The organism is Rhizobium sp. 01N447_2 (assembly GCF_056399245.1).
The window spans coordinates 12,213-34,382 of record NZ_JBFTQY010000017.1 but is presented as its reverse complement, the minus strand read 5'-3'; the positions used below and the strand labels follow the sequence as shown (position 1 = coordinate 34,382).

Genomic DNA, 22,170 nt, shown 5'->3' with positions numbered 1-22,170 from the left:
GCAAACGCAAAGGAGATCGCGATGCTTTATTACGCTCTGGTATTTCTCGTTGTGGCCTTGATTGCCGGCGTCCTCGGATTTGGCGGCATCGCAGGCGCTTCAGCTTCTATTGCCCAGGTTCTGTTCTTCATTTTCCTGGTGCTGTTCGTCGTATCGCTCGTCATGCGGCTGATGCGAAAAGTATGACGCGGACAGATCGAGCGTTAAAAACCCGGCGAAACACTTCGCCGGGTTTTTCTGTACCGTTGCATTTCATTGACTATTGAAGGTTTCCGTTCCGGTCGTGGTCGGCCGTCGCGAAATCCGCCATCACCCGCTGCATGAACTCGCTTTTGTTGATGCGGCCGTCATGGTTGGCGTCCGTCAGGGTGAATTGCTCGACGGACAGGATCTGCACCGTCTCGCCGGCCTGCAGGTTTCCGTCCTTGTTCTTGTCGAGGCTGACAAAAGCCGTGCCCATGAAGGTTTCGTATTCCGAGCGGTCGATCGTCTTGCTGGTATTTGCGTCAAGCCGGTCCATCTGGCCCTGATACATCGATCCGGGCTGTTGCGGCTGCGGTTGCTGCGCCATTGCGCCAACGCATTGGCACAATATGAATGTGGTCACCAAAGCCAAGGTTTTCATCGCGTGATCTCCCTCCCGAATTAGCGGCAAGCCAGCCGGTTGCCGACGTAACCGCCGCCGCCGATGCCGGCGCCGACAGCAAGTACCTGCCCGGTTCCGGCGCCGATCGTGCTGCCGATCAAGCCACCGACAATCGCGCCGCCGACGGTTCCCGCGATGCAGCCGAATTCGGAATTACGATCCGAGACGGCCGGCGACGTCGGCCCGGACTGGCAGGCGGAGACGGCAAGGCATCCCGCCAGTATGATATTTGTCCTGCGTATGCGCATCTTTCCCTCCCGATAAATTGCCCGCTATCTCCAATAGAGATCGGCGGGCGTGCGATTGTCCGGCCCCCGCGAAAATATCGCCTGATTATATTTCTCAAATTCAGACTTAGTTTCTGTTCGAACAGAAGCAGAATTCCGGAAAACAAGCGGAAATTCTGCGGCAATGCCAAGACATCATGCCGTTTCCTCTCCAGTTACAGTGTCGCATGGAGAGTATTTCAAAAATAGTACAGCTATCTATACGGCATGGCAACCTGCGCGATCATCGATTGCCTATGCAAATAGGGGTCCCTGCGATGTGCATGATACCGCTCGTTGAGAGTTGACAGCGATCAGGATCGTGCCTTTCCGGCAACCATCGCTGACAACATCGTGAAATAACCGGATGACGCGAAAAGATGCCTTCGAAATGTCCCAATGGGGGCTGAACCGTGACTGTGTTTGTCGCTAGCGCCCTCCCACGCGCTTTGACAGGCGATGCGTAAATGATGCCGGTTCGGGATCCGTTTTGCGGTTCCGTCCGTTATCTGTTGCCGAATCTGGTGGCGAGTAGCCGGGTATGCTCCCGTCACGATTTGAGAAGGAGAGACTTATGAAGAAAATTGTTGCGACGGCGTTTGCCGCGGTATCGTTGACGCTTGTTGGCGCAGGGGCGGTCAATGCCGCTGACCTCGTCACGAGGACATATGAAGAGCCGGACCTGCGCAATGGCGTGAAAATCGGCTACCTCACCTGCGATATTGGTGGCGGCACGGGTTATGTGCTTGGTTCATCCAAGGAAGCTGATTGCATCTTTCAGTCGATTGTCGGCAACGAACTTTCGGATCGTTATACCGGCGAAGTGAGAAAACTTGGCATCGACCTCGGCTTCACCACGCGCAGCCGCTTGATCTGGGCGGTGTTTGCGCCGACGGCCGGCTATCACCGCGGATCGCTCGCCGGCCTCTATGTCGGCGCCACCGCCGAAGCAACGCTCGGCGCCGGTGTCGGCGCCAATCTCCTGATTGGCGGCACCTCCGGTTCGATCCATCTGCAGACGGTCAGCCTCACCGGTCAGCTCGGCCTCAACGTTGCGGCCGGCAGTGCCTCGATGACGCTGACGGCAGCGAATTGATATGCCTTTTGGCGCCTCCTGCCGCAGGGCGGCAAGGGGGCGCCCACCTCTTCTGAGGAGCGATTTTGCGCCCTCGCACGCCCAAGCCGGATCACGACATCATGGATATTCGAATAGCAACGCCCGACGAGGACGAGGTCTTGGTGGGGCACTATCTGAAGATCTGGGACAGCTACGGCACACCACCGGAACACTACAGGCCAGATGCAGCGGCACGGATCTTGTCGTTCATCAGAAGCGGTCGCGATGAGCGCCGGCTGACCTCGTTCCTTGCCATCGTCGACGGTGACATTGCCGGTTCCGCATCCTGCCAGCTGCACCAATCGCCGTTTCCGGAGGTCATCCGGCCGGAACAGCGGCTGCACGGTTACATATGGTCCATCTATGTCGGAGACGCTTTCCGCCGGCGCGGCATCGCACTGGCGCTGACCAACAAGGCTGTCGACTATCTGAAGTCGATTGGCTGCACCACCGTCGTCATTCATGCCTCGGATCCAGGCGAACCCGTGGTAATCCCCCCATTCTTAACGGGGCTCAGCAGTAGAAATCACGCGGCCATTTTCAGTTTCTGTGCGGGCGTTATGCCGCCGATGCCCATATTGGGCCGTTCGTTGTTGTAGGTCCATAGCCACTGCGTGGCGAATTCCTGCGCCTCCTCGATGCTTTCAATGATGTACTGGTCAAGCCATTCATGTCGGACGGTGCGGTTGTAGCGCTCGACATAGGCATTCTGTTGCGGCTTTCCGGGCTGGATGTGGCTCAAAGCAATTCCTTGCGTTGCTGCCCATTCCATCAGTTTGCCACTGACATACTCAGGTCCGTTGTCCACACGAATGGCGAATGGTCTGCCTCGCCATTCAATGATCTGGTTCAGGCTGCGGATGACGCGTTCAGCAGGCAGCGAAAAGTCCACCTCAATGCCCAGCCCCTCGCGATTGAAGTCGTCCAGGACATTCAACAGCCGGAATTGCCTGCCGTCTTCCAAACGATCCGCCATGAAATCCATTGACCAGACCAGGTTCGGCGCATCCGGCACAGTCAGAGCGTCGGGCTTGTCCCGCTTCAAACGCTTGCGTGGCTTGATCCTGAGGTTCAACTCCAGCTCACGGTAGATGCGGTATACGCGCTTGTGGTTCCAGCGATGTCCTCGGACATTCCGCAGGTAAAGGAAGCACAGGCCAAAGCCCCAAGTCTTCTTTGCCCGCGTCAGTCCGATCAGGAGATCGGCGATCTGCTCGTTCTCGTCGTTCAGCTTGGCGCTGTAACGATAGCAGGTCTCGCTGACCTCGAAGGTGCGGCAGGCAAGCGCAATGCTCACCCCGTGCAACGCCACTGCTTTCCCGGCCATCTCTCGGCGTTGAGACGGCCGTGTTATTTTTTTCCCAAGGCTTCCTTCAGCAGTTCTGCCTGCATGCTCATCTCGGCATACATCTTCTTCAGCCGCCGGTTCTCATCCTCCAGAGCCTTCATCTGGCTGATCATCGAGGCGTCCATGCCGCCATACTTCGAACGCCACTTGTAAAAGCTAGCAGTGCTCATCCCGTGTTCCCGGCATAACTCCGGCACAGGAACGCCGCCTTCTGCTTGGCGCAGGATGGCAAGGATTTGGGGTTCGCTGAATCTGCTCGTCTTCATCAAAATCTCCTCGATCATAAAGCCCGAGAAAATTCTACTTTTGAAGCCCGTTAATTTGCGGGGGGATTACCCCGTCTATCGGGCCGCTGGTTTCGAACTGGCGAAGGAAATGCGCCTGAAGATTTCGGAGGGGTAGCGACCAGCGATGGCCGAAGCCGCCGCTGGGCTTTTGGCCTACGCTTTCACCCTACCGGGTGCGACAAAGGCGGCAATCGTTGTCTCGTCATGGCCGGCCTCGCGCAGAAAGCGGCTGGCGAATTCGATGGCAGGGCTTTTAAGCGCATCGTCCGGTCTAATCAGGTGAAAGGCCACATGGTAATCGAGCGTCCGCTCCGACACGGCAACGACGCGCCCGGCCGCCAGCGCGGCATCCGACAGCGGCGGGCGCGCGAGCGCGATGCCGAGCCCCTGCGCACAGGCATCGATCACCAAATTATAGTCCTCGAAGCGCCGGTCGTGGCCGCGCGGCGTATAGTCGACACCCTCACGGGCGAGCCAGCGGCGCCAGCCTTCAATATTCGAATCATGCAGGATTGGCATCTCGAGTAGCGAAAGGGCATCGGAGCGCTGCCCGAGCCGGTCCGCCAGCATCGGGGCGGCGATCGGAAACGATTTCTCCTGCCAGAGCGGCAGGGCACGCACGCCGGCCCACGGCCCCTTGCCGCAACGAATGGCGAGATCCGTGCCTTCGCCGAAATCCGCCAGCCGGTGTTCGAGCGTCAGCTCGACATGCAGCTCGTTTCCTTCGAGCTTCGGCAGGCGCTGAAACAGCCATAGAGAGGCGACGGAGGGCGTCACCGAAAGGCGCACCACCACCTTGTTACGACGAGGCAGCCAGCGCTCGCCGCTATTGCCGAGGAGCGCAAGTGCCTCCTCCGCCCGCGCGAAGAACCGCATACCTTCCGGCGTCAGGCGCACGCCCCGGGCTTCGCGCGCAAACAGGCGCACACCCATCCAGCGCTCCAGGCGCGAGACCTGCCGAGATACCGCCCCGTGGGTGATGCCGCTTTCCTCCGCCGCGGCCGAAAACGATCCGAGCCGGGCGGCACGGGCAAAGGTCTCGAGCGTATCGAGCGGCGGAAGCACTGGCGAGCTGTGAACCATACGCACATTTGATCATCGATTGCGATGCTTTTCAAGCACTCATCGAAGGCCTAATCCACTGTCGCAGGAACATATGGAGGCGAAAATGAGCATGGCAGCAAGCGCACCGATTTCGACGAAACAGCAAGGCGGGTTTGATCTGGTGGCCTTTTCGGCGATCCTCGTCACCATCCTCTTCTGGGCGTCCTCCTTCGTGGTGATCCGTATCTGCCTCGGACCGCTGACGCCGATCGAACTGGCGACGGCCCGCTATGTGGCAGCCGGCGTCATCGCCCTCGTCTATCTCGTTATCTACCGGCCGATGCCGGAAAAACGCGATTTCGTCCGCCTCTCCGTTGCTGCCGTGCTTTTCATTGCCGCCTATGCGGTTCTGCTGAACACTGGCGAGCAGACCGTTGCGGCGGGACCGGCGAGCTTCATCATCAACACCATGCCCGTCTTCACCGCCCTCATTGCCACATTCGCACTCGGCGAGCGCTTCGGCCGCTGGGGCTGGGCCGGCACCGCGGTTTCCTTCGGCGGCGTGGCGCTGATTGCGGTCGCCTCCGACGGCGGTTTCAAGCTCGATCCAAATGCCGTCCTCATCCTTGGCGCAGCGCTTTGCTCAGCGATCGCCAGCGTGTTGCAGAAGCCGCTGCTCGGGCGGCTGCCGGCGCTTGCCGTCACTGCCTGGATCCTGCTGATCGGTTCCGTGCCGCTGTTTCCAGCCGTTCCGGCGACGATCCAGGCGCTGGCCGCCGCACCGGCGGAAGTGAACTGGGGCGTTGCCTATCTGGTCATCTTCCCGACCGCGATCGGCTACCTCACCTGGGCGATCGCCCTGAAGCGGCTGACGGCCGCCCGCGCCTCGAATTTCCTCTACGGCGTTCCGCCGGTCGCCACGCTGATCGGGTTCGTCTGGCTGGGCGAAACACCGACCGTGCTCGGCGCAATCGGCGGCGTCATGGCAATCTTCGGCGTGCTGGTCGTCAACGTCATGCGGAAGCGGTAGCGTCAAATTCGGGCGGTGAAGGCGGATTGATAACAGTTAGGCATTGCGCCGCCGTTCGCTTTCTTTAAAACGAAAGCAGATCGAAAGGCGCACGCTCATGTTTTTGACCGACCGGCAAACCGAAATCGTGGCGATTGCGAAATCGAGCGGCAGGGTTCTGGTCGAGGAGCTCGCCTCCCGCTTTTCGGTGACGCCGCAGACGATCCGCAAGGACCTGAACGATCTCTGCGATGCCGGTTCGGACGGCGGGATCGTCGGTGAGGCGGCCGTCGATTTCATCCGCCAGTTCAAGGTCGACTATGCCGTAATCGGCGCGTCGGCGATCGATATTGACGGCGCGCTTCTCGACTACGATTTTCGCGAAGTGAAGGTCGCTCAAGCGATCATCGCCAATGCCCGACATGTCATTCTCGTTGCCGATTCGACGAAGTTTGAACGCACCGCACCAGTCAGGATCGGCCAGCTTTCCCAGGTTCATACCTTCATCACCGATCACTGTCCGGTGCCGTCGATCCGCAATCTCTGCCTCGAAAACAATGTGAAACTAATCGAAACCAACGGCAGATTTCGCTAGACAGCCACCTCCACCAAACATTCGTTTGACATTCGGATCTCTTTCGTTTTAACTGATGTCACTTTCGCAATTGCGCAAATTTTGTGCGATGCGAAATCGACAGCGGGCTCGGAGGGGGAATTGGGCCGAAATATTCACGACATATTCGTCATCGGCGGCGGCATCAACGGTTGCGGTATTGCACGCGATGCCGTTGGGCGTGGCTATTCGGTGGCGCTGGCGGAGATGAACGATTTCGCCTCGGGCACCTCGTCGGGCGCCACCAAGCTGATCCATGGCGGCCTGCGTTACCTCGAGCATTACGAGTTTCGTCTGGTGCGTGAATCGTTGATGGAACGCGAGATCCTCTGGGCGATGGCGCCGCACATCATCTGGCCGCTGCGTTTCGTGCTGCCCTACCACAAGGGCGGCATCCGTCCGGCCTGGCTGATCCGGCTCGGCCTCTTCCTCTACGATCATCTCGGCGGTCGCAAGCTGCTGCCGCCGACATCCGTGCTCGACATGCGCCGCGATCCGGCCGGCAAGCCGCTGAAGGCGCTGTTTTCCAAGGCCTTCGAATATTCCGACGGCTGGGTCGACGATGCCCGCATGGTGGTGCTGAACGCCCGCGACGCCGCCGACAAAGGGGCAACGATCATGCCGCGCACCAAGGTGGTGTCGGCAAGGCGCGAGAACGGCCTGTGGCATATCGAGACCACCGATACCCTCACCGGCCGCAATGACAGCCATCAGGCGCGCATGCTGGTCAATGCCGCCGGTCCCTGGGTCGATCATGTCATCCGTTCCGCCTTCGGCCAGAACGAAGCCCACCATGTCCGCCTCGTCCAGGGCAGCCACATCGTCGTGAAGAAGAAGTTCGACGATGTGAGAGCCTATTTCTTCCAAAATCCCGACAACCGCATCATCTTCGCCATCCCCTACGAGGGCGACTTCACCCTGATCGGCACCACGGATCGCGATTACACCGCCGATCCCAAGGATGTCAGGATTTCGGAGGAGGAGACGGTCTATCTCTGCAATGCGGCGTCGGAATATTTCAAGGAGCCCGTCAGGCCGGAGGATATCGTCTGGACCTATTCAGCCGTCAGGCCGCTCTATGACGACGGCGCCTCGAAGGCGCAGGAGGCGACGCGCGACTATGTGCTGAAGCTGGAAGGCGAAGGTGCCGCGCCGCTGCTCAACGTCTTCGGCGGCAAGCTCACCACCTATCGCCGGCTTTCCGAACATGCGCTGGAGAAGATCGGTGCCGCAATCGGCGTCAAGGGCGCTCCGTGGACGGCCAAAAGCCATCTGCCGGGCGGCGACTTCCCGGTCCGCGGTTACGAGACACAGGTTGACAAGCTGAAGCGGCGTTATTCGTTCCTCGCCGATCGGCATGCCCGCCGCCTGGTGCGGCGCTACGGCACCAAGGCGGAGCTGCTGCTTGGCGATGCCGGCGGTATCGACGATCTCGGACGGCTCTTCGGTGGCGATCTCTATGAGGCAGAGGTCACCTATCTCGTCGAACATGAATGGGCCCGGCACGCCGAAGACGTGCTGTGGAGGAGAACAAAGGATGGTCTGCGCCTTTCGAAGGAGCAGGCCCAGTCACTGGAGGAGTACATGGCTGCCATGCCGGCGATGGCCGGGTAGGAGCCATGTGGTCCCCGCTGCGTGGAGGCACGGGAACAGGAATGCTGGAACTGCGAAACGCCGCCAAGATGGTGGGCGCGGACTATCATATCTATCCGACCGATCTGGTTCTCGAGCGGGGCACGCTGAACGTCCTGCTCGGGCCGACGCTCGCGGGTAAAACGTCGCTGATGCGGCTGATGGCGGGGCTTGACCGTCCCACAGGCGGCTCGATCCATTTCGACGGCGCCGATGTTACCGGCATGCCGGTGCAGAAGCGCAATGTCGCCATGGTCTACCAACAGTTCATCAATTATCCGGCATTGACGGTCTACGAGAATATTGCCTCGCCGCTGCGGATTGCCGGCAAGGATGCCAAGATCATCGATCTGGAGGTACGCAAGGCTGCCGAACTTCTGAAACTCGCCCCTTATCTCGATCGCACGCCGCTCAACCTCTCGGGCGGCCAGCAGCAGCGCACGGCGCTTGCCCGTGCACTCGTGAAGAATGCGAGCCTTGTTTTGATGGACGAGCCGCTCGCCAATCTCGATTACAAACTGCGCGAGGAACTGCGGCAGGAATTGCCGCGCATTTTCGCCCTGTCCGGCGCGATCTTCGTTTATGCCACGACGGAACCCTCCGAAGCCTTGTTGCTGGGCGGCAATACGGCAGCGCTCAGCGAGGGCCGGATCACCCAGTTTGGCCCGACGGTCGAGGTCTATCGCCATCCGCTCGATCTGACGACGGCGAAAACCTTTGCCGATCCGCCGCTGAATTTTATTGATCTCATCAAATCGGCAGGCAATTTCCTGCGCGACGGCGCTGTGATTTTTGCCGTGCCGCGGCATCTTCAGAACGTGCCAGACGGGCCGGCAACGATCGCGTTTCACCCCCATCATCTTGCACCAACCGCCCAGACGGCTGATTCGGCGCGGCTGACAGCACGGACACAGATTTCGGAGATCACCGGGTCGGAAAGTTTCGTGCATCTGCAATTTGCCGACACCCGCTGGGTGATGCTTGCGCACGGCATCCACAATGTCGACCCGGACACGGATCTCTCCGTTTTCATCGATACGCGCCACCTGATGGCGTTCGGCGCGGACGGCCGGGCGATCACCACTGCCAGGCAGGGGGGCTAGGAGAAGATCATGGCACGTATCACCCTCGATCATATTCGACATGCCTATGGGCCGAACCCGAAGAGCGAGAAGGACTACGCTCTCAAGGAAGTGCACCACGAGTGGAACGATGGCGGTGCCTATGCGCTGCTCGGACCTTCAGGCTGCGGAAAAACCTCGCTGCTCAATATCATTTCCGGCCTTATTCAGCCCTCCGAAGGGCGAATTCTCTTCGACGGACAGGATGTTACGAACCTGCCGACGCAGCAGCGAAATATTGCGCAGGTATTCCAGTTTCCGGTCATCTACGACACGATGACCGTCTATGACAATCTGGCTTTCCCATTGCGCAACCGCGGAGTCGCGGAGCCTGATGTTGATCGTCGTGTCCGCGAAATATTGGAGATGATTGATCTTGCAGACTGGGCCAAGCGTCGCGCGCGCGGTTTGACGGCGGACCAAAAGCAGAAGATTTCGCTCGGCCGCGGCCTCGTGCGCTCGGATGTGAACGCGATTCTCTTCGACGAGCCGCTCACTGTTATCGATCCGCATATGAAATGGGTGCTGCGATCGCAGCTGAAGCGGCTGCATAAGCAGTTCGGTTTTACCATGGTCTATGTCACGCATGACCAGACGGAGGCGCTGACCTTCGCCGACAAAGTCGTGGTGATGTACGATGGCGAGATCGTGCAGATCGGCACGCCGGCCGAGCTCTTCGAGCGTCCGAGCCATACCTTCGTCGGCTACTTCATCGGTTCTCCGGGCATGAACTTCATGCCAGCCAAGGTGGAAGGCCGCACGGTTCGGGTCGGCGAGCATGCGCTGACGCTCGACTATGCGCCAAAGACTTCGGCAGCGGCCAAGGTAGAGCTTGGAATCCGGCCCGAGTTTGTTCGGATCGGCCGCGAGGGCATGCCTGTGACCGTCAGCAAGGTGGAAGATATCGGCCGGCAGAAGATCGTCCGCGCGCAGTTTGCCGGCCAGCCGATCGCGATCGTCGTCCCTGAGGACGAGGACATTCCGGCTGATCCTCGGGTGACCTTCGAGCCATCGGGTATCAGTATCTATGCCGACTCTTGGCGCGCCGGACCGGAGGCTTGATGATGGAAAAAACCTGGAACAACAAAGCGTGGTTTCTGGTCCTGCCGGTCCTCGTGCTGGTGGCATTCTCGGCCGTCATTCCCTTGATGACGGTTGTGAACTATTCCGTTCAGGACACTTTCGGAAACAACCAGTTCTTCTGGAACGGAACTGACTGGTTTACCGAAATCCTGCATTCCGACCGATTCTGGGCCGCCCTACAGCGAAACCTGATTTTTTCGTTGATCATTCTCGCTCTTGAGATCCCGCTCGGTATCTTCATTGCGCTCAACATGCCGAAATCGGGCATCGGCGTGCCGGTGTGCCTGGTTCTGATGGCGCTACCACTGCTGATCCCGTGGAACGTTGTCGGCACGATCTGGCAGGTGTTCGGCCGCAACGACATTGGTTTGTTTGGCTATTACATCAATGCCATCGGCATCGATTACAACTATGTGCAGGATCCGTTCGACGCCTGGGTGACGATCATCATCATGGATGTCTGGCACTGGACGAGTCTGGTCGTCTTGCTCTGCTATGCAGGCCTCGTTTCCATTCCGGATGCTTTCTATCAGGCAGCCAAGATCGACGGTGCCTCTCGTTGGGCTGTGTTCCGCTATATCCAGCTGCCAAAGATGAAGCGCGTTCTTCTGATCGCCGTGCTGCTGCGTTTCATGGATAGTTTCATGATCTACACCGAGCCTTTTGTCGTCACTGGTGGCGGTCCCGGCAACGCGACCACTTTCCTGTCGATCGATCTGGTCAAGACCGCCCTCGGACAGTTTGACCTCGGTCCGGCCGCTGCCATGTCGCTGGTCTATTTCCTGATCATCCTGCTGCTTTCGTGGGTGTTCTACACCGTCATGACAAGCCACGACGCGGAGAATTGAAATGAGCGCCTCCAACGAAACGACAGCGAGCCGAAAAATCTCTGGCGTTACCAGTGTCGCAAGCGGTCTCTCCTCCGATGAAGTCAGCCGTCTGATGCGCCGGCGCGGCGAGGAATCGCGCTGGTGGTGGGTGGTTCYGACGATCTATATCATTGTGCTCCTGCTGCCGATCTATTGGCTCGTCAACATGAGCTTCAAGACCAACGCGGAAATCGTCAATTCTCTGACGCTTTATCCTCATAATCCGACGATCGCCAATTACGTGACGATCTTCACGGAGAAGGCCTGGTATTCCGGATACATCAATTCAATCACCTATGTCGTGATCAACATGGTGATCTCGGTGGCAGCCGCGCTGCCGGCGGCCTATGCCTTCTCCCGTTATCGGTTCCTTGGTGACAAGCATCTTTTCTTCTGGTTGCTGACGAACCGGATGGCGCCGCCGGCGGTCTTTGCCCTGCCGTTCTTCCAGCTCTACTCAGCCTTTGGACTGATCGATACGCACATCGCCGTGGCATTGGCGCATTGCCTCTTCAACGTGCCGCTTGCGGTCTGGATCCTTGAAGGCTTCATGTCCGGCGTGCCGAAGGAAATCGACGAAACGGCCTATATCGATGGCTATTCGTTCCCGCGCTTTTTCCTGAAGATCTTCACGCCGCTGATTGCGAGCGGCATAGGTGTCGCCTGCTTCTTCTGCTTCATGTTCTCTTGGGTCGAGTCGCTGATCGCACGAACGCTGACGACGACCGACGCGAAGCCGATCGCTGCCACCATGACCCGTACCGTCTCTGCATCCGGCATGGATTGGGGCCTGCTCGCCGCCGCGGGTGTTCTGACCTTGATCCCAGGGGCGCTGGTGATCTGGTTTGTGCGCAATTACATCGCCAAGGGCTTCGCCCTGGGGAGGGTTTGATGAGCTTTTCGCTTCCCGATTTTTCATGGATGGCATGGACCTGGCCGACGGCCACTTTCTTCGTCGTCATCGCATTGCTGCTGATCGGCATGGGGGTCTGGGAATACGCCGCTCCGGGCGGCAATCCCCGGATCGGAATCCTGCGCTTCGAGACGACGCGCGGCGACCGGCTTTTCCTTTCGCTGCTCGGCAGCGCCTTTATCCATCTTGCCTGGCTTGGTCTCGCTGGATCAAGCCTCTGGTGGGCTCTCGCTCTCTCCGTTGTCTACGCCGTTGGCGTATTCCGTTACGTGTGAGGCAAACTGATGCAGATGGCCAGGGTTTTTCTGGCCGCCTGAGACGTGAAGACTGCAATCGCAAAACCCTGGGAGGATATCATGCGAAGGCATTTATTGACGACGACAGCAGCCGTGCTGCTGGCCATGACCGGGTCGGCCTATGCCGGCATGGACGAGGCAAAGACTTTTCTGGATAAAGAGATCGGCGACGTGTCGACGCTCTCTCGCGCCGACCAGGAAAAGGAAATGCAATGGTTCATCGATGCTGCGAAGCCTTTCCAGGGGATGGACATCAAGGTTGTTTCGGAAACCTTGACCACCCACAAGTATGAGTCCGAGGTTCTGGCTCCGGCCTTTACTGCGATTACCGGGATAAAGGTCACGCACGACGTCATTCAAGAGGGTGACGTTGTCGAGAAGATCCAGACGCAGATGCAGACCGGGCAGAACCTGTATGACGGCTGGGTCAACGACTCCGACTTGATCGGCACCCACTGGCGCTATCAGCAGGTGCGCAACCTGACCGACTGGATGGCCGGCGAAGGCAAGGACGTTACCAACCCCGGCCTCGATATCGACGACTTCATCGGCACCAAGTTCACGACAGCGCCGGACAAGAAGCTCTACCAGCTTCCCGACCAGCAGTTCGCCAACCTCTACTGGTTCCGTTACGACTGGTTCAACGACGAGAAGAACAAGGCCGATTTCAAGGCGAAATACGGCTACGATCTCGGCGTTCCGGTCAACTGGTCGGCCTATGAGGACATTGCCGAATTCTTTACCGGCCGCGACGTCAACGGCAAGAAGGTCTTCGGCCATATGGATTACGGCAAGAAGGACCCGTCGCTCGGCTGGCGCTTCACCGACGCCTGGCTGTCGATGGCCGGCAATGGTGACAAGGGTCTGCCGAACGGTCTTCCGGTCGATGAGTGGGGCATCAAGGTCGACGAGAATTCGCGTCCCGTCGGTTCGTGCGTCGCGCGTGGCGGCGATACCAACGGCCCTGCATCGGTCTATTCGATCCAGAAGTATCTCGATTGGTTGAAGGCGTACGCACCGCCGGAAGCTCAGGGCATGACCTTCTCGGAATCCGGTCCGGTGCCGGCGCAGGGTAACGTCGCGCAGCAGATCTTCTGGTACACGGCGTTCACCGCAGACATGGTCAAGCCTGGCCTGCCTGTCATGAATGAGGACGGTACGCCGAAATGGCGTATGGCACCGAGCCCGCATGGCGTTTACTGGAAAGACGGCATGAAGCTTGGCTATCAGGACGTCGGTTCCTGGACGCTGATGAAATCGACCCCGACGGACCGTGCAAAAGCCGCGTGGCTCTATGCACAGTTCGTGACCTCGAAGACGATTGACGTGAAGAAGAGCCAGCTCGGTCTCACCTTCATCCGCGAATCCACCATTCGCGACAAGAGCTTTACGGAGCGCGCTCCGAAGCTCGGCGGTCTGATCGAGTTCTATCGTTCGCCTGCGCGTGTTCAGTGGTCGCCAACCGGCACCAACGTCCCCGACTATCCGAAGCTGGCTCAGCTTTGGTGGCAGGCTATCGGTGACGCCGCTGCCGGCGCCAAGACGCCGCAGGAAGCCATGGATTCTCTTTGCGGCGAGCAGGAGAAGGTCATGGGACGTATCGAGAAATCGGGCGTCCAGGGCGATATCGGCCCGAAACTCGCTGAAGAGCAAGACCTCGCTTATTGGAACGCGGATGCGGTGAAGAAGGGCAACCTTGCGCCGCAGCTGAAGATCGAGAACGAGAAGGAAAAGCCGGTCACGGTCAACTACGACGAACTCGTCAAGAGCTGGCAGTCGAAGTAAGGCGGACCCGGCCGGAAGCGACGGGGCTTCCGGCCATCACTTCCTGCCACCGGCAACAAGCCGGTGGCACCCACAATCTTTCTCTCATGAAACGTCCGCGTCCTGCTGTCCTCGGCAGGAGCGGTTTCGTGCGAGCCGGAGACKGATATGAGCGGCTATATTCTTTCAATCGACCAGGGCACGACCTCCTCGCGCGCAATCATCTTCGATGGCGACATGAAAACGGCCGGCTCGGCGCAGGCGGAGATTACCCAATATTATCCGCAGCCTGGATGGGTGGAGCACGACGCCGCCGAAATCTGGCAGTCCGTCGTCGATACTGTGCGCAGGGCGATCGCCGATGCCGGACTTGATGCCGCCGACATTGCCGCGATCGGCATTACCAATCAGCGCGAGACGGCGGTCGTCTGGGATCGCAGGTCCGGGACACCGCTTCACCACGCGATCGTCTGGCAGGACAGGCGCACGGCCGAAATGTGCGATAGCCTGAAAGCCGATGGATACGAGAAGCTGTTCAGCGCCAAGACCGGGCTGCTGCTCGACCCCTATTTCTCCGGAACAAAGCTGCGCTGGCTGCTCGACAATGTCGATGGCCTGCGTGAGAAGGCCGAGGCCGGCGACGTCTGCTTCGGCACGATCGACAGCTGGCTGATCTACAATCTGACTGATGGCCGCGTGCATGCCACCGATGCGACCAATGCGTCGAGAACGCTGCTTTATAATATCGATGACGGTGCCTGGGACGAGGAGCTTCTCGGCATTCTCCGCATTCCGGCCGCCATGCTTCCTGACGTCAGGGAATGTGCCGATGATTTCGGCCGCGTCGACAAGGCGCTGTTCGGCGCGGAACTTCCGATTCTCGGGGTCGCCGGCGACCAGCAGGCAGCGGCGATGGGCAACGCCTGCTTCGAGCCCGGCATGATGAAATCCACCTATGGCACCGGCTGCTTTGCCCTGTTGAACACCGGCCGGGATCGTGTTTCCTCCTCGAACCGGATGCTGACGACGATCGCCTGCCGGCTCGACGGCGAGACGACCTATGCGCTCGAAGGCTCGATCTTCATCGCTGGTGCTGCCGTGCAATGGCTGCGCGACGGCCTCGGCATTATCGACCAGGCGTCGGAGGCGGGAGTGCTTGCCGCCAAGGCCGATCCCGGACAGCAGGTCTACATCGTTCCGGCCTTCACCGGCCTCGGCGCGCCCTACTGGGATCCGGCTGCGCGCGGCGCGATCTTCGGTCTGACGCGAAACAGCGGGCCGGCGGAATTTGCCCGCGCGGTGCTTGAATCCGTTGCCTACCAGACGCTCGACCTGCTGGTGGCGATGAAGAAGGACTGGGGCGTCAACCAGCTGGAAACGGTGCTGCGCGTCGATGGCGGCATGGCGGCTTCGGATTGGACGATGCAGTGCCTGGCCGACATGACGGGAAATCCTGTCGACCGGTCGGCGATCCGCGAGACGACGGCGCTGGGCGCAGCCTGGCTTGCCGGCTCGAAAGCCGGCATCTGGCCCGGCAAGCGGGATTTTGCGCAGGCCTGGGCCTGCGACCGCCGCTTCAGCCCTTCGATGGATGAGACCGAGCGGCAAACGAAGATCATCGGCTGGAAGAATGCCGTATCGCGAATGATTTCAGACGCCTCCGCGGGATAGGACCGCTTCCGGCTCTCTTACGCGCCGGCAGCCTTTCTGTTGATGAAGCTCAGGGCGAGCACGGCGAAGATCAGCGTTCCCGTGCCGACCTGCTGCCAATAGAAGTTCAGATCGGTCAGCAGAAGCCCATTGGCGACGATGCTGAGCAACAGCGCGCCGAGAACGGTGCCGCCGACATTCGGCCGCCCGAGTGGGCTGAGCGTCGTGCCGATGAAGGTCGCTCCGATCGCATTCAGCAGGAAGGCATTGCCCGAGGAGGGGATGTAGGTGGTGACGGTTGCGGTCAGGATCAGGCCGGCGATTGCCGCGATCAACCCGACCAGGACGAAGGTCACCGCGACATGGGCCGGCGCGGCGATGCCGGAATAGCGCACGACGCCCGGCTGGATGCCGATCGACAGGATGACGCGGCCGAAACGCGTGCGGGCAAAAACAATGGCGGCGGCTGCGATGACGACGATGGCAGCGGCAAGCGGCACCGGGAAGCCGGCGATCGTTCCGTGGCCGAGAAAACGGAAGCTTTCCGGCACGCCGTTCGGCGGCAGATAGACCGGATTGCCGCCATTGGTCAGCAGCTGCTGAACGCTGCGGCCGATGAACAGCGTGCCGAGCGTGGCGAGGAACGGCGACACGCCGATCCCGGAAATCAAGAGCGCGTTGAAGGCACCGACGAACGCTCCGGCGGCCAGTCCCGCGAGCGCAGCGACTGCCACCGGCTGCCCGGCGAGGACGAGCGAGACGAAGGCGAAGCTCGCAAAATCCATCGCCGTTCCGACCGAAAGATCAATGCCGCCCGACGCGACGGCGAAGGTCATTGCGACGGAGACGATGGCAAGCAGCGTGAAATTGTTGACCAGGATGCTTTGCAGGTTCGCCGGCGACAGGAAGGTTGGCGTTGCTATGGAAAAGGCGGCAAACACCGCAACCAGGGCGAGGATCAAACCATAGCGCACCAGGCCGCCGGCGATGACACGCGGCAAGCCGATGGTGGCGAGGGGAGGGGTCTGGAGCGACATGGTCAGGCCTCCTGTCGACGCAGCAGCGTGGTCGCGGAAACGACGATGAGAATGAGCACACCCTGGACGCCGCTGACCAGTGTGCTCGAAATGTTCAGCAGCTGGAAACCGTTGACCAGGAAGCCGACCAAGAGGGCCGAAAGTAGCGTCCCGGTGACCGTCGGAACCAGCCGGCGCGAAAAGACCGAGCCGAGCAGGGCCGTCACGACGACGGGCAACAGCATCTCGCCGGCGCCGGTCGTGCTGCCGCTCAGATAGGAAACCGACAGGATGCCAGCGATGCCGCCGGAGACGCCGCTGGCGACGAAGGCGCCGGCCAGCAGCCGGCGAAGCGGCAGACCGGCGGCACGCGCCGCATCCGGAAACTCACCGACGGCATAGAGGCGCAGGCCGAGCGGGGTATATTGCACGATCGCCGTGGTGATGGCCGTGAAGCCGAGGAGCACATAGGCGAGAACCGGTATGCCGAAAGCATCCGAGGCCGAAAGCGTCGACAGGAAAGGCGTCGAGGCCGGCAGGACCGTATTGCCAGTCAGCACCAATTCCAGGCCGGCGACGACGTTCATGACGGCCAGCGTGGCCAGCAGCGGCACGATGCCGGCATAGACGACGGCAATGGCATTGACCGTGCCGATCAGCGCGCCGGTGAGGATTGTCGCGGCAATCGCCGTCGCATCGCCGTAGCCGAGTTGCGTCAGGCTCGCATAGACGGCGGCGCTGAGGCCCATATTGGCAGCCAGCGACAGGTCGATGCCGCCGGTGACGACATTGGAGCCGCCGGCAATCAGCACGATCGTCAACCCGATGGCAAGCACACCGGAGATGGCCGATTGGCCAAGCACGTTGCCGATATTGCCGATGCTGAGGAAATAGGGTGCGGTCAGCGAGAAGATGAGCAGGATGGCGGCAAATGCGATCAGCGATCCGAAGCGCAATGCCGCAGCCGCAATATTGCCGGCCGGCCGGAGAGGCGGTTCCGCAGCGGAGAAAACGGCAGGCGCAAATTCCACTTCAGCCGACATGGCGATGTCCCTCGGATGATCCGGTCGATTGAGCGAGCACCGCATCCGCCGTGGTCTGCGACGAGATGAATTCCCGCACCACGCGGCCGCGGAAGAGCACCAGGATGCGATCGGTGATACCAACGAGTTCGGGCAGATCCGAAGACAGCACGATGACGCCGGCGCCGCGCGACGCGAGTTCACCAATCAGCGTATAGATCTCGACCTTGGAGCCGATATCGACTCCGACCGTCGGTTCGTCGAGCAGATAGACCTCGGAACGGCGGCTCAGCCACTTGGCGATGGCGATCTTCTGCTGGTTGCCGCCCGAAAGCGTGCGCAGCAGGGCATCGCGCCCATTGGTCTTCACTTGCAGCCGCGTAATCAGAGCGTCCACTTCTCTCTGTTCGCGCCTGCGATCGAGAAAGCCGAAACGCGTGAAGCGGCCAAGGCTGGAAAGGCTGATATTTTCCGCGACGCTGAGGTCGAGCGCGACGCCGTGGCGACGCCGATCTTCCGGCACCAGGGCGATCTCGAGGCCGGCCGCCTGGGTGGGATTGGTGAAACGGGCAGCCTTGCCGCTGATCTCGATATGGCCGGAAGCCGGGGTCTCCAGACCGAAGAGAGTGCGGACCAGCTCCTTTGCGCCGGAGCCGAGCAGGCCGGTGAGGCCGAGCACCTCGCCGCGGCGAAGCGTGAAACTGATGTCGCTATATTTCCCCGGCGCCGACAGCTGCTCGACCTTGAGGATTTCCGCACCGGGCCTCACCTGCGGCTTCGGAAACATCTCCTTGATGTCGCGTTCGACCATCAGCCGCGCAATCGCGCCAGCCGAGGTCTCCCCGATTGGCAGGGAGGCCACGTCGAGCCCATTGCGCAGCACGGTGACGTGGTCGCAGAGCTCTTCGATTTCGTTCAGGTAATGCGAGATATAGATGATGGTGACGCCTTCGTCGCGCAGACGGCGGATCAACCGGAAAAGGATATCGGCCTCGCGGCGCACCAGTGCGGCCGTCGGCTCATCGAAGACGAGCACCTTCGGCTGATTGAGGAGCGCGCGGGTGATTTGCACGATCTGCTTTTCGGCAGTCGACAATTCGCTGATCAAGGCGGAGTTCGGCAACCGGATACCGAAATAGTCGTTGAGAATATCAGACGCGCGACGTTGCATCAGTCGCCGATCGAGGAACGGTGTGCCCGATATCCGCGGTTCCCGGCCAAGGAACAGGGCTTCGCCGACAGTGAAGGTCGGCACCAGCAGCCGATCCTGGTGAATGAAGTGGATGCCAAGCTCTTCGCCAAGATGGGGTGTCAGCCTGTCGAATGTTTGCCCTTCGATCTCGATCCGGCCGCCGTCCGGCTGATGAAGACCGGCAAGCAGCTTGATCAGCGTCGACTTGCCGGCGCCGTTCTGGCCGACGAGACCGTGGATGGTGCCGCGCCTGACGATCAGCGACGCACCGGCAAGCGCCTGCGCACCGCCGAAATGCTTGACGATGCCTTCAAAGCGGATGATGTCGTCGCGTGCAGTGACCGGCTGCTTCGACGAAATGGCCGTCATGTCGATCTCTCCGGGCGGGCAGATTCCGAGCGATCCGGCGATGAGCGGATCGCTCGTGTTCCGTGTTAGCCGATGCCGAGCTTCTTGGTGACTTCGCCGACATTGGCCTTGTTGGCGAGCAGTGCCGGAACATAGGTCTCGCGCGGCAGGGTCTGGCCGGCGAGCAGCTTGGCAACGTTGCGGATGGCGGTGCGGCCGATTTCCGCCGGCTGCTGGGCGACATCGGCGCCGGCCGGCGAATTCGGATCGGCGATGAGCTGGAGCACTTCCGGGCTGCCATCGACGCCGTAGGTGCGAATCTCCGTCCGCCCGGCAGCCGTCAACGCCTGGGTCGCGCCAAGCTGCGGAATGTCCCAGGCCGACCAGATCGCCTTGATCGAACCCTTTTCCGGATATTTGTTGAGGATTGCCGTGATCTGCGTGAAAGCGTCCTGCACGGTATTCGGGATGACGTCGCGCAGTTCCGGCTGGAGGATTTTCACCTTCGGGAAATATTTGACGACATTGACCAGCTGGTCGTAGCGGATCGCGCAGGGGGTTACGCCGTAGAAGCCGTTGAAGACGACGATATTGCCTTCGCCGCCGATATCGGAGACGAGCTGCAGCGCCAGATCCTTGCCGATGCCCCAGTTATCGGAGGTGGTGTTGTTGATCGAATTGGTCGAACCGACGTCGACGGTCAGAACCGGGATCCCGGCATCGCGCGCCTTCTTCAGCCAGGGATCGATGACGCTGAGCGTTCCAAGGATCTGAACGATCGCATCCGGCTTCTGGGCAATCAGCGTCTGCAGCTGCGAGACCAGCTTGCCGTCATTGCGTCCGGCATCGACGGCGATCGGCTCGCCACCGAGGCGCTTTACCTCCTCGATCTGGGCATTATAGGCCTGCAGATCGAAGAAGTGATCGGTGCCGGTTGCGCTGATGGCGATGCGCTTGCCTTTCAGCGACAGTTCTTCGCCCGCGGCAAAAGCCGGTTTCTGCCCGATGAGCGATGCACCAGCGACGGCGACCCCGGCCGCGGCAGACAGTTTCAGCAGATCTCGTCGTCCGAGACCGTTTTCAGACTTTTCGATGCTCATCGCCACTCTCTCCAATTAATTATGTCTATAGATTAAATAGATTAATGCCGGTGGATAGGAACGAATTTCCAAAAGAACGATCTCCGGGGAAAAGAGTGGATGGAGCGAAAGCTCATCCCTGGCTGCGATTTCCCGCGACCGGGAATGATTTCGGAGGCCTCGGTGGTTTTCCGAGCGGTCAGATGAGTCTGCAGCCACCGATCAAGAAGAACATGCACTGCATAATTCTTGCGCATGCGACCCAATTTGCCGAAGGCGAGCTCCTGCCAGGCCGTGGTGCCGTGTGGCGCGACAGCAGGCGTAAAATCACGATTTAATGGGCAGGGTCGGGGTTTATGCCATTACGTTGATAGCTAGCGCGAAGCTTCGCTCCACTTGGCGCGCAACTTGCCTCTCTCCTGCCAGGGAGAATGAAACAATGCCCGACATCGACCCGCAGATTTTCTCAATAAGCCGGCCATCCCTTGGAGGCTACAAGGCCTTCGTTCAACGCGACATGATCGTCGAGACCTATCGTAGCGCCGCGGGGCAAATGGTTTCGAGGGGCTCCCTTCATAGAATTTCGATCAACCGCACGGCGCACGGCAAATATGCCTATCGGTTTGGAAGCGGGGCGTTCCGCAAAGTCGAGAGGCCGCCGTTCACCCTGGGATTTCAACCGGCCGCCACGGTCCTCGAAGTCGATGGCGATGCGGCGAATTATATCTCGATTTTCCAGTCCCCTGCGCTCTACAGCGGCATAGGCGGCTCTCGCTTCGATCCCGAGCATTGGGATAGTGACGCGCTCAGCGCGACGACTGATCCGACAACGCTGCAGGTCGCGCTCTCCCTTGCATTTGCCGCCGAGAAGACCGGGCGCGACGACCCGCTTTTGATGCAGCATCTGGGGATGGCGCTCGCCTGTTGCGTTGTAAAGCTGCTGGGCGCCAAACCTGAAGTCGGCGATCGTCCGCTGACATCGGACAATCTCCGGCGTGTGATCGATTACATCGAGAACCTGCTTGGCAAATCCGATCTGAGTGTGGAGGAGCTCGCCGGGGTGGCCCATATGAGCCCCTTTCACTTCAGCCGGGAATTCAAACGGGCAGCCGGCATGGCTCCGCATCGCTTCGTTCTCGAACGCAGGATCGAGCGGGCGCGACTTTACCTCGCCGATGGCAAGGAGACGCTCGCAAACATCGCTTATGCCACAGGCTTTTCCAGCCAGGCGCATTTCTCCAGCGTCTTTCGCCGTCTGATGGGGGCGACACCGAAGGAATACCAGCGTTCGGTCCGTCTTTGAGCCGGCTCTTGCCGATGACAGCTCAGCAGCTTTGCGAAAGACAACCGCACGAATTTGAAATCTCTTGAGGCTGCGGTCTGCGAGGCTTTTCCCATCAGGAGGCCCATATGACCGCTTTTGCCCAAACCAATCCGATTACCGACATCTGCTTTTTGGTCGAGGATATCGACAAAGCATCGGCCTTCTATGTCGAGCGGCTTGGCTTCAAGCCGCGCCGCCGGGCTCCTGGCTTTGCCGATTTCAAAGGGGCGGGCGTGACGCTGGCGCTATGGGAGATCGAGCATATTGCCGAAAATACCGGTGTCTCAAGCCGCCGTGCCCCTCCAGGTGCGCACAAGGCCTGCGCGGCCATCGAGCTCGCCTCGCCAGAGCAGGTCGATGCTGCCTATGCGGAGCTGAAAGCTGCGGGCGTGCTCTTCTACGCGCCGCCGCAGGACTATGTCTGGAACGCGCGATGCGTCTATTTCGCCGATCCTGACGACAACCTCTGGGAAATCTATGCGTGGTCCGCAGGCGGCCCGATCGGTGACATCGGCCCGCAATAGCGAGCGC

The 22,170-nt window shown here is 60.3% G+C and carries 23 protein-coding genes; 15 read left to right on the top strand and 8 right to left on the bottom strand.

Features of this window, described 5'->3' with window-relative positions:
- Nucleotides 1-21 precede the first annotated feature (21 nt).
- Nucleotides 22-186 (top strand): DUF1328 domain-containing protein, encoded by a 165-nt coding sequence (locus AC1ECN_RS13740; protein WP_003549551.1) that lies wholly within the window; start codon nucleotides 22-24, stop codon nucleotides 184-186.
- A gap of 73 nt (nucleotides 187-259) precedes the next feature.
- On the opposite strand, the gene AC1ECN_RS13735 is transcribed toward AC1ECN_RS13740, so the two are convergent.
- The gene (locus tag AC1ECN_RS13735; RefSeq protein ID WP_027688721.1) at nucleotides 260-625 is read right to left on the bottom strand and encodes an EF-hand domain-containing protein; all 366 of its coding nucleotides are present in this window, start codon (nucleotides 623-625) and stop codon (nucleotides 260-262) included.
- 20 nt (nucleotides 626-645) lie between these two features.
- Nucleotides 646-894 carry a hypothetical protein gene (locus tag AC1ECN_RS13730; RefSeq protein ID WP_477953213.1) on the bottom strand — a complete coding sequence of 83 codons (249 nt, stop codon included), beginning with the start codon at nucleotides 892-894 and terminating at the stop codon, nucleotides 646-648.
- A gap of 592 nt (nucleotides 895-1,486) precedes the next feature.
- Here AC1ECN_RS13730 and AC1ECN_RS13725 point away from each other — a divergent pair.
- Both AC1ECN_RS13725 and AC1ECN_RS13720 read left to right on the top strand, forming a co-directional pair.
- Entirely contained in the window at nucleotides 1,487-2,008 is a 522-nt protein-coding gene (locus tag AC1ECN_RS13725; RefSeq protein ID WP_027688723.1) for a DUF992 domain-containing protein, read from the top strand.
- Nucleotides 2,009-2,109: 101 nt separating this feature from the next.
- Nucleotides 2,110-2,628, top strand: coding sequence for a GNAT family N-acetyltransferase (locus tag AC1ECN_RS13720; RefSeq protein ID WP_477953380.1), 519 nt, complete (start codon nucleotides 2,110-2,112; stop codon nucleotides 2,626-2,628).
- Here the strand turns inward: AC1ECN_RS13720 and AC1ECN_RS13715 are convergent.
- A protein-coding gene (locus tag AC1ECN_RS13715) for an IS3 family transposase (RefSeq protein ID WP_104891200.1) occupies nucleotides 2,556-3,643 on the bottom strand; the annotation gives its coding sequence in 2 pieces (ribosomal slippage) (nucleotides 2,556-3,382 and nucleotides 3,382-3,643; 1,089 coding nt in all). The genes AC1ECN_RS13720 and AC1ECN_RS13715 overlap by 73 nt on opposite strands.
- A gap of 174 nt (nucleotides 3,644-3,817) precedes the next feature.
- Nucleotides 3,818-4,747 (bottom strand): LysR family transcriptional regulator, encoded by a 930-nt coding sequence (locus AC1ECN_RS13710; protein ID WP_130764488.1) that lies wholly within the window; start codon nucleotides 4,745-4,747, stop codon nucleotides 3,818-3,820.
- Between the two features lie 73 nt (nucleotides 4,748-4,820).
- On the opposite strand from AC1ECN_RS13710, the gene AC1ECN_RS13705 reads away from it, so the two are divergent.
- The 10 genes from AC1ECN_RS13705 to glpK all read left to right on the top strand — a co-directional run bounded on the left by AC1ECN_RS13705 (nucleotide 4,821) and on the right by glpK (nucleotide 15,679).
- Nucleotides 4,821-5,738: a DMT family transporter gene (locus AC1ECN_RS13705; protein WP_130705746.1), complete on the top strand. Its 918-nt coding sequence runs from the start codon at nucleotides 4,821-4,823 to the stop codon at nucleotides 5,736-5,738.
- 97 nt (nucleotides 5,739-5,835) lie between these two features.
- Nucleotides 5,836-6,312 carry a DeoR/GlpR family DNA-binding transcription regulator gene (locus tag AC1ECN_RS13700; protein ID WP_477953210.1) on the top strand — a complete coding sequence of 159 codons (477 nt, stop codon included), beginning with the start codon at nucleotides 5,836-5,838 and terminating at the stop codon, nucleotides 6,310-6,312.
- A gap of 120 nt (nucleotides 6,313-6,432) precedes the next feature.
- Nucleotides 6,433-7,944: a glycerol-3-phosphate dehydrogenase gene (gene glpD, locus AC1ECN_RS13695; protein WP_130657738.1), complete on the top strand. Its 1,512-nt coding sequence runs from the start codon at nucleotides 6,433-6,435 to the stop codon at nucleotides 7,942-7,944.
- A gap of 41 nt (nucleotides 7,945-7,985) precedes the next feature.
- Nucleotides 7,986-9,065 (top strand): ABC transporter ATP-binding protein, encoded by a 1,080-nt coding sequence (locus AC1ECN_RS13690; RefSeq protein WP_024320211.1) that lies wholly within the window; start codon nucleotides 7,986-7,988, stop codon nucleotides 9,063-9,065.
- A gap of 9 nt (nucleotides 9,066-9,074) precedes the next feature.
- On the top strand, nucleotides 9,075-10,145 hold the full coding sequence (locus AC1ECN_RS13685) for an ABC transporter ATP-binding protein (RefSeq protein WP_018070791.1): 1,071 nt from the start codon (nucleotides 9,075-9,077) through the stop codon (nucleotides 10,143-10,145).
- 2 nt (nucleotides 10,146-10,147) lie between these two features.
- Nucleotides 10,148-11,014, top strand: a complete 867-nt coding sequence (locus AC1ECN_RS13680) for a carbohydrate ABC transporter permease (RefSeq protein ID WP_012759894.1) — start codon at nucleotides 10,148-10,150, stop codon at nucleotides 11,012-11,014.
- A gap of 1 nt (nucleotide 11,015) precedes the next feature.
- Nucleotides 11,016-11,927, top strand: a complete 912-nt coding sequence (locus AC1ECN_RS13675; protein ID WP_477953208.1) for a carbohydrate ABC transporter permease — start codon at nucleotides 11,016-11,018, stop codon at nucleotides 11,925-11,927.
- A complete protein-coding gene (locus AC1ECN_RS13670) occupies nucleotides 11,927-12,223 on the top strand; it encodes a DUF2160 domain-containing protein (protein ID WP_003552210.1) in 297 nt (98 codons plus the stop codon). The genes AC1ECN_RS13675 and AC1ECN_RS13670 overlap by 1 nt, the downstream gene beginning before the upstream one ends.
- Nucleotides 12,224-12,304: 81 nt before the next feature.
- Entirely contained in the window at nucleotides 12,305-14,029 is a 1,725-nt protein-coding gene (locus AC1ECN_RS13665; protein WP_012759892.1) for an ABC transporter substrate-binding protein, read from the top strand.
- A gap of 147 nt (nucleotides 14,030-14,176) precedes the next feature.
- Nucleotides 14,177-15,679, top strand: a complete 1,503-nt coding sequence (glpK, locus tag AC1ECN_RS13660; protein WP_130680631.1) for a glycerol kinase GlpK — start codon at nucleotides 14,177-14,179, stop codon at nucleotides 15,677-15,679.
- 17 nt (nucleotides 15,680-15,696) lie between these two features.
- Here the strand turns inward: glpK and AC1ECN_RS13655 are convergent, their stop codons facing one another.
- The 4 genes from AC1ECN_RS13655 to AC1ECN_RS13640 form a co-directional block, all read right to left on the bottom strand.
- The gene (locus tag AC1ECN_RS13655; RefSeq protein ID WP_130698747.1) at nucleotides 15,697-16,695 is read right to left on the bottom strand and encodes an ABC transporter permease; all 999 of its coding nucleotides are present in this window, start codon (nucleotides 16,693-16,695) and stop codon (nucleotides 15,697-15,699) included.
- A 2-nt stretch (nucleotides 16,696-16,697) separates the two neighbouring features.
- A complete protein-coding gene (locus AC1ECN_RS13650; RefSeq protein ID WP_130689100.1) occupies nucleotides 16,698-17,717 on the bottom strand; it encodes an ABC transporter permease in 1,020 nt (339 codons plus the stop codon).
- Nucleotides 17,707-19,257 carry a sugar ABC transporter ATP-binding protein gene (locus AC1ECN_RS13645; protein WP_477953204.1) on the bottom strand — a complete coding sequence of 517 codons (1,551 nt, stop codon included), beginning with the start codon at nucleotides 19,255-19,257 and terminating at the stop codon, nucleotides 17,707-17,709. The genes AC1ECN_RS13650 and AC1ECN_RS13645 overlap by 11 nt, the downstream gene beginning before the upstream one ends.
- Nucleotides 19,258-19,322: 65 nt before the next feature.
- Nucleotides 19,323-20,336: a sugar ABC transporter substrate-binding protein gene (locus tag AC1ECN_RS13640; RefSeq protein ID WP_018070797.1), complete on the bottom strand. Its 1,014-nt coding sequence runs from the start codon at nucleotides 20,334-20,336 to the stop codon at nucleotides 19,323-19,325.
- 418 nt (nucleotides 20,337-20,754) lie between these two features.
- On the opposite strand from AC1ECN_RS13640, the gene AC1ECN_RS13635 reads away from it, so the two are divergent.
- On the top strand, nucleotides 20,755-21,618 hold the full coding sequence (locus tag AC1ECN_RS13635; RefSeq protein ID WP_130689102.1) for an AraC family transcriptional regulator: 864 nt from the start codon (nucleotides 20,755-20,757) through the stop codon (nucleotides 21,616-21,618).
- Nucleotides 21,619-21,725: 107 nt separating this feature from the next.
- Complete coding sequence (locus AC1ECN_RS13630; protein ID WP_018070800.1) at nucleotides 21,726-22,163, top strand: VOC family protein; 438 nt, start codon at nucleotides 21,726-21,728, stop codon at nucleotides 22,161-22,163.
- Nucleotides 22,164-22,170 lie beyond the last annotated feature (7 nt).

Coding starts and splice junctions, on each gene's coding strand:
- AC1ECN_RS13740 (WP_003549551.1), top strand. CDS start 22: ATGCTTTATTACGCTCTGGTATTTCTCGTTGTGGCCTTGATTGCCGGC.
- AC1ECN_RS13735 (WP_027688721.1), bottom strand. CDS start 625: ATGAAAACCTTGGCTTTGGTGACCACATTCATATTGTGCCAATGCGTT.
- AC1ECN_RS13730 (WP_477953213.1), bottom strand. CDS start 894: ATGCGCATACGCAGGACAAATATCATACTGGCGGGATGCCTTGCCGTC.
- AC1ECN_RS13725 (WP_027688723.1), top strand. CDS start 1,487: ATGAAGAAAATTGTTGCGACGGCGTTTGCCGCGGTATCGTTGACGCTT.
- AC1ECN_RS13720 (WP_477953380.1), top strand. CDS start 2,110: ATGGATATTCGAATAGCAACGCCCGACGAGGACGAGGTCTTGGTGGGG.
- AC1ECN_RS13710 (WP_130764488.1), bottom strand. CDS start 4,747: ATGGTTCACAGCTCGCCAGTGCTTCCGCCGCTCGATACGCTCGAGACC.
- AC1ECN_RS13705 (WP_130705746.1), top strand. CDS start 4,821: ATGGAGGCGAAAATGAGCATGGCAGCAAGCGCACCGATTTCGACGAAA.
- AC1ECN_RS13700 (WP_477953210.1), top strand. CDS start 5,836: ATGTTTTTGACCGACCGGCAAACCGAAATCGTGGCGATTGCGAAATCG.
- AC1ECN_RS13690 (WP_024320211.1), top strand. CDS start 7,986: ATGCTGGAACTGCGAAACGCCGCCAAGATGGTGGGCGCGGACTATCAT.
- AC1ECN_RS13685 (WP_018070791.1), top strand. CDS start 9,075: ATGGCACGTATCACCCTCGATCATATTCGACATGCCTATGGGCCGAAC.
- AC1ECN_RS13680 (WP_012759894.1), top strand. CDS start 10,148: ATGGAAAAAACCTGGAACAACAAAGCGTGGTTTCTGGTCCTGCCGGTC.
- AC1ECN_RS13670 (WP_003552210.1), top strand. CDS start 11,927: ATGAGCTTTTCGCTTCCCGATTTTTCATGGATGGCATGGACCTGGCCG.
- AC1ECN_RS13665 (WP_012759892.1), top strand. CDS start 12,305: ATGCGAAGGCATTTATTGACGACGACAGCAGCCGTGCTGCTGGCCATG.
- glpK (WP_130680631.1), top strand. CDS start 14,177: ATGAGCGGCTATATTCTTTCAATCGACCAGGGCACGACCTCCTCGCGC.
- AC1ECN_RS13655 (WP_130698747.1), bottom strand. CDS start 16,695: ATGTCGCTCCAGACCCCTCCCCTCGCCACCATCGGCTTGCCGCGTGTC.
- AC1ECN_RS13650 (WP_130689100.1), bottom strand. CDS start 17,717: ATGTCGGCTGAAGTGGAATTTGCGCCTGCCGTTTTCTCCGCTGCGGAA.
- AC1ECN_RS13645 (WP_477953204.1), bottom strand. CDS start 19,257: ATGACGGCCATTTCGTCGAAGCAGCCGGTCACTGCACGCGACGACATC.
- AC1ECN_RS13640 (WP_018070797.1), bottom strand. CDS start 20,336: ATGAGCATCGAAAAGTCTGAAAACGGTCTCGGACGACGAGATCTGCTG.
- AC1ECN_RS13635 (WP_130689102.1), top strand. CDS start 20,755: ATGCCCGACATCGACCCGCAGATTTTCTCAATAAGCCGGCCATCCCTT.
- AC1ECN_RS13630 (WP_018070800.1), top strand. CDS start 21,726: ATGACCGCTTTTGCCCAAACCAATCCGATTACCGACATCTGCTTTTTG.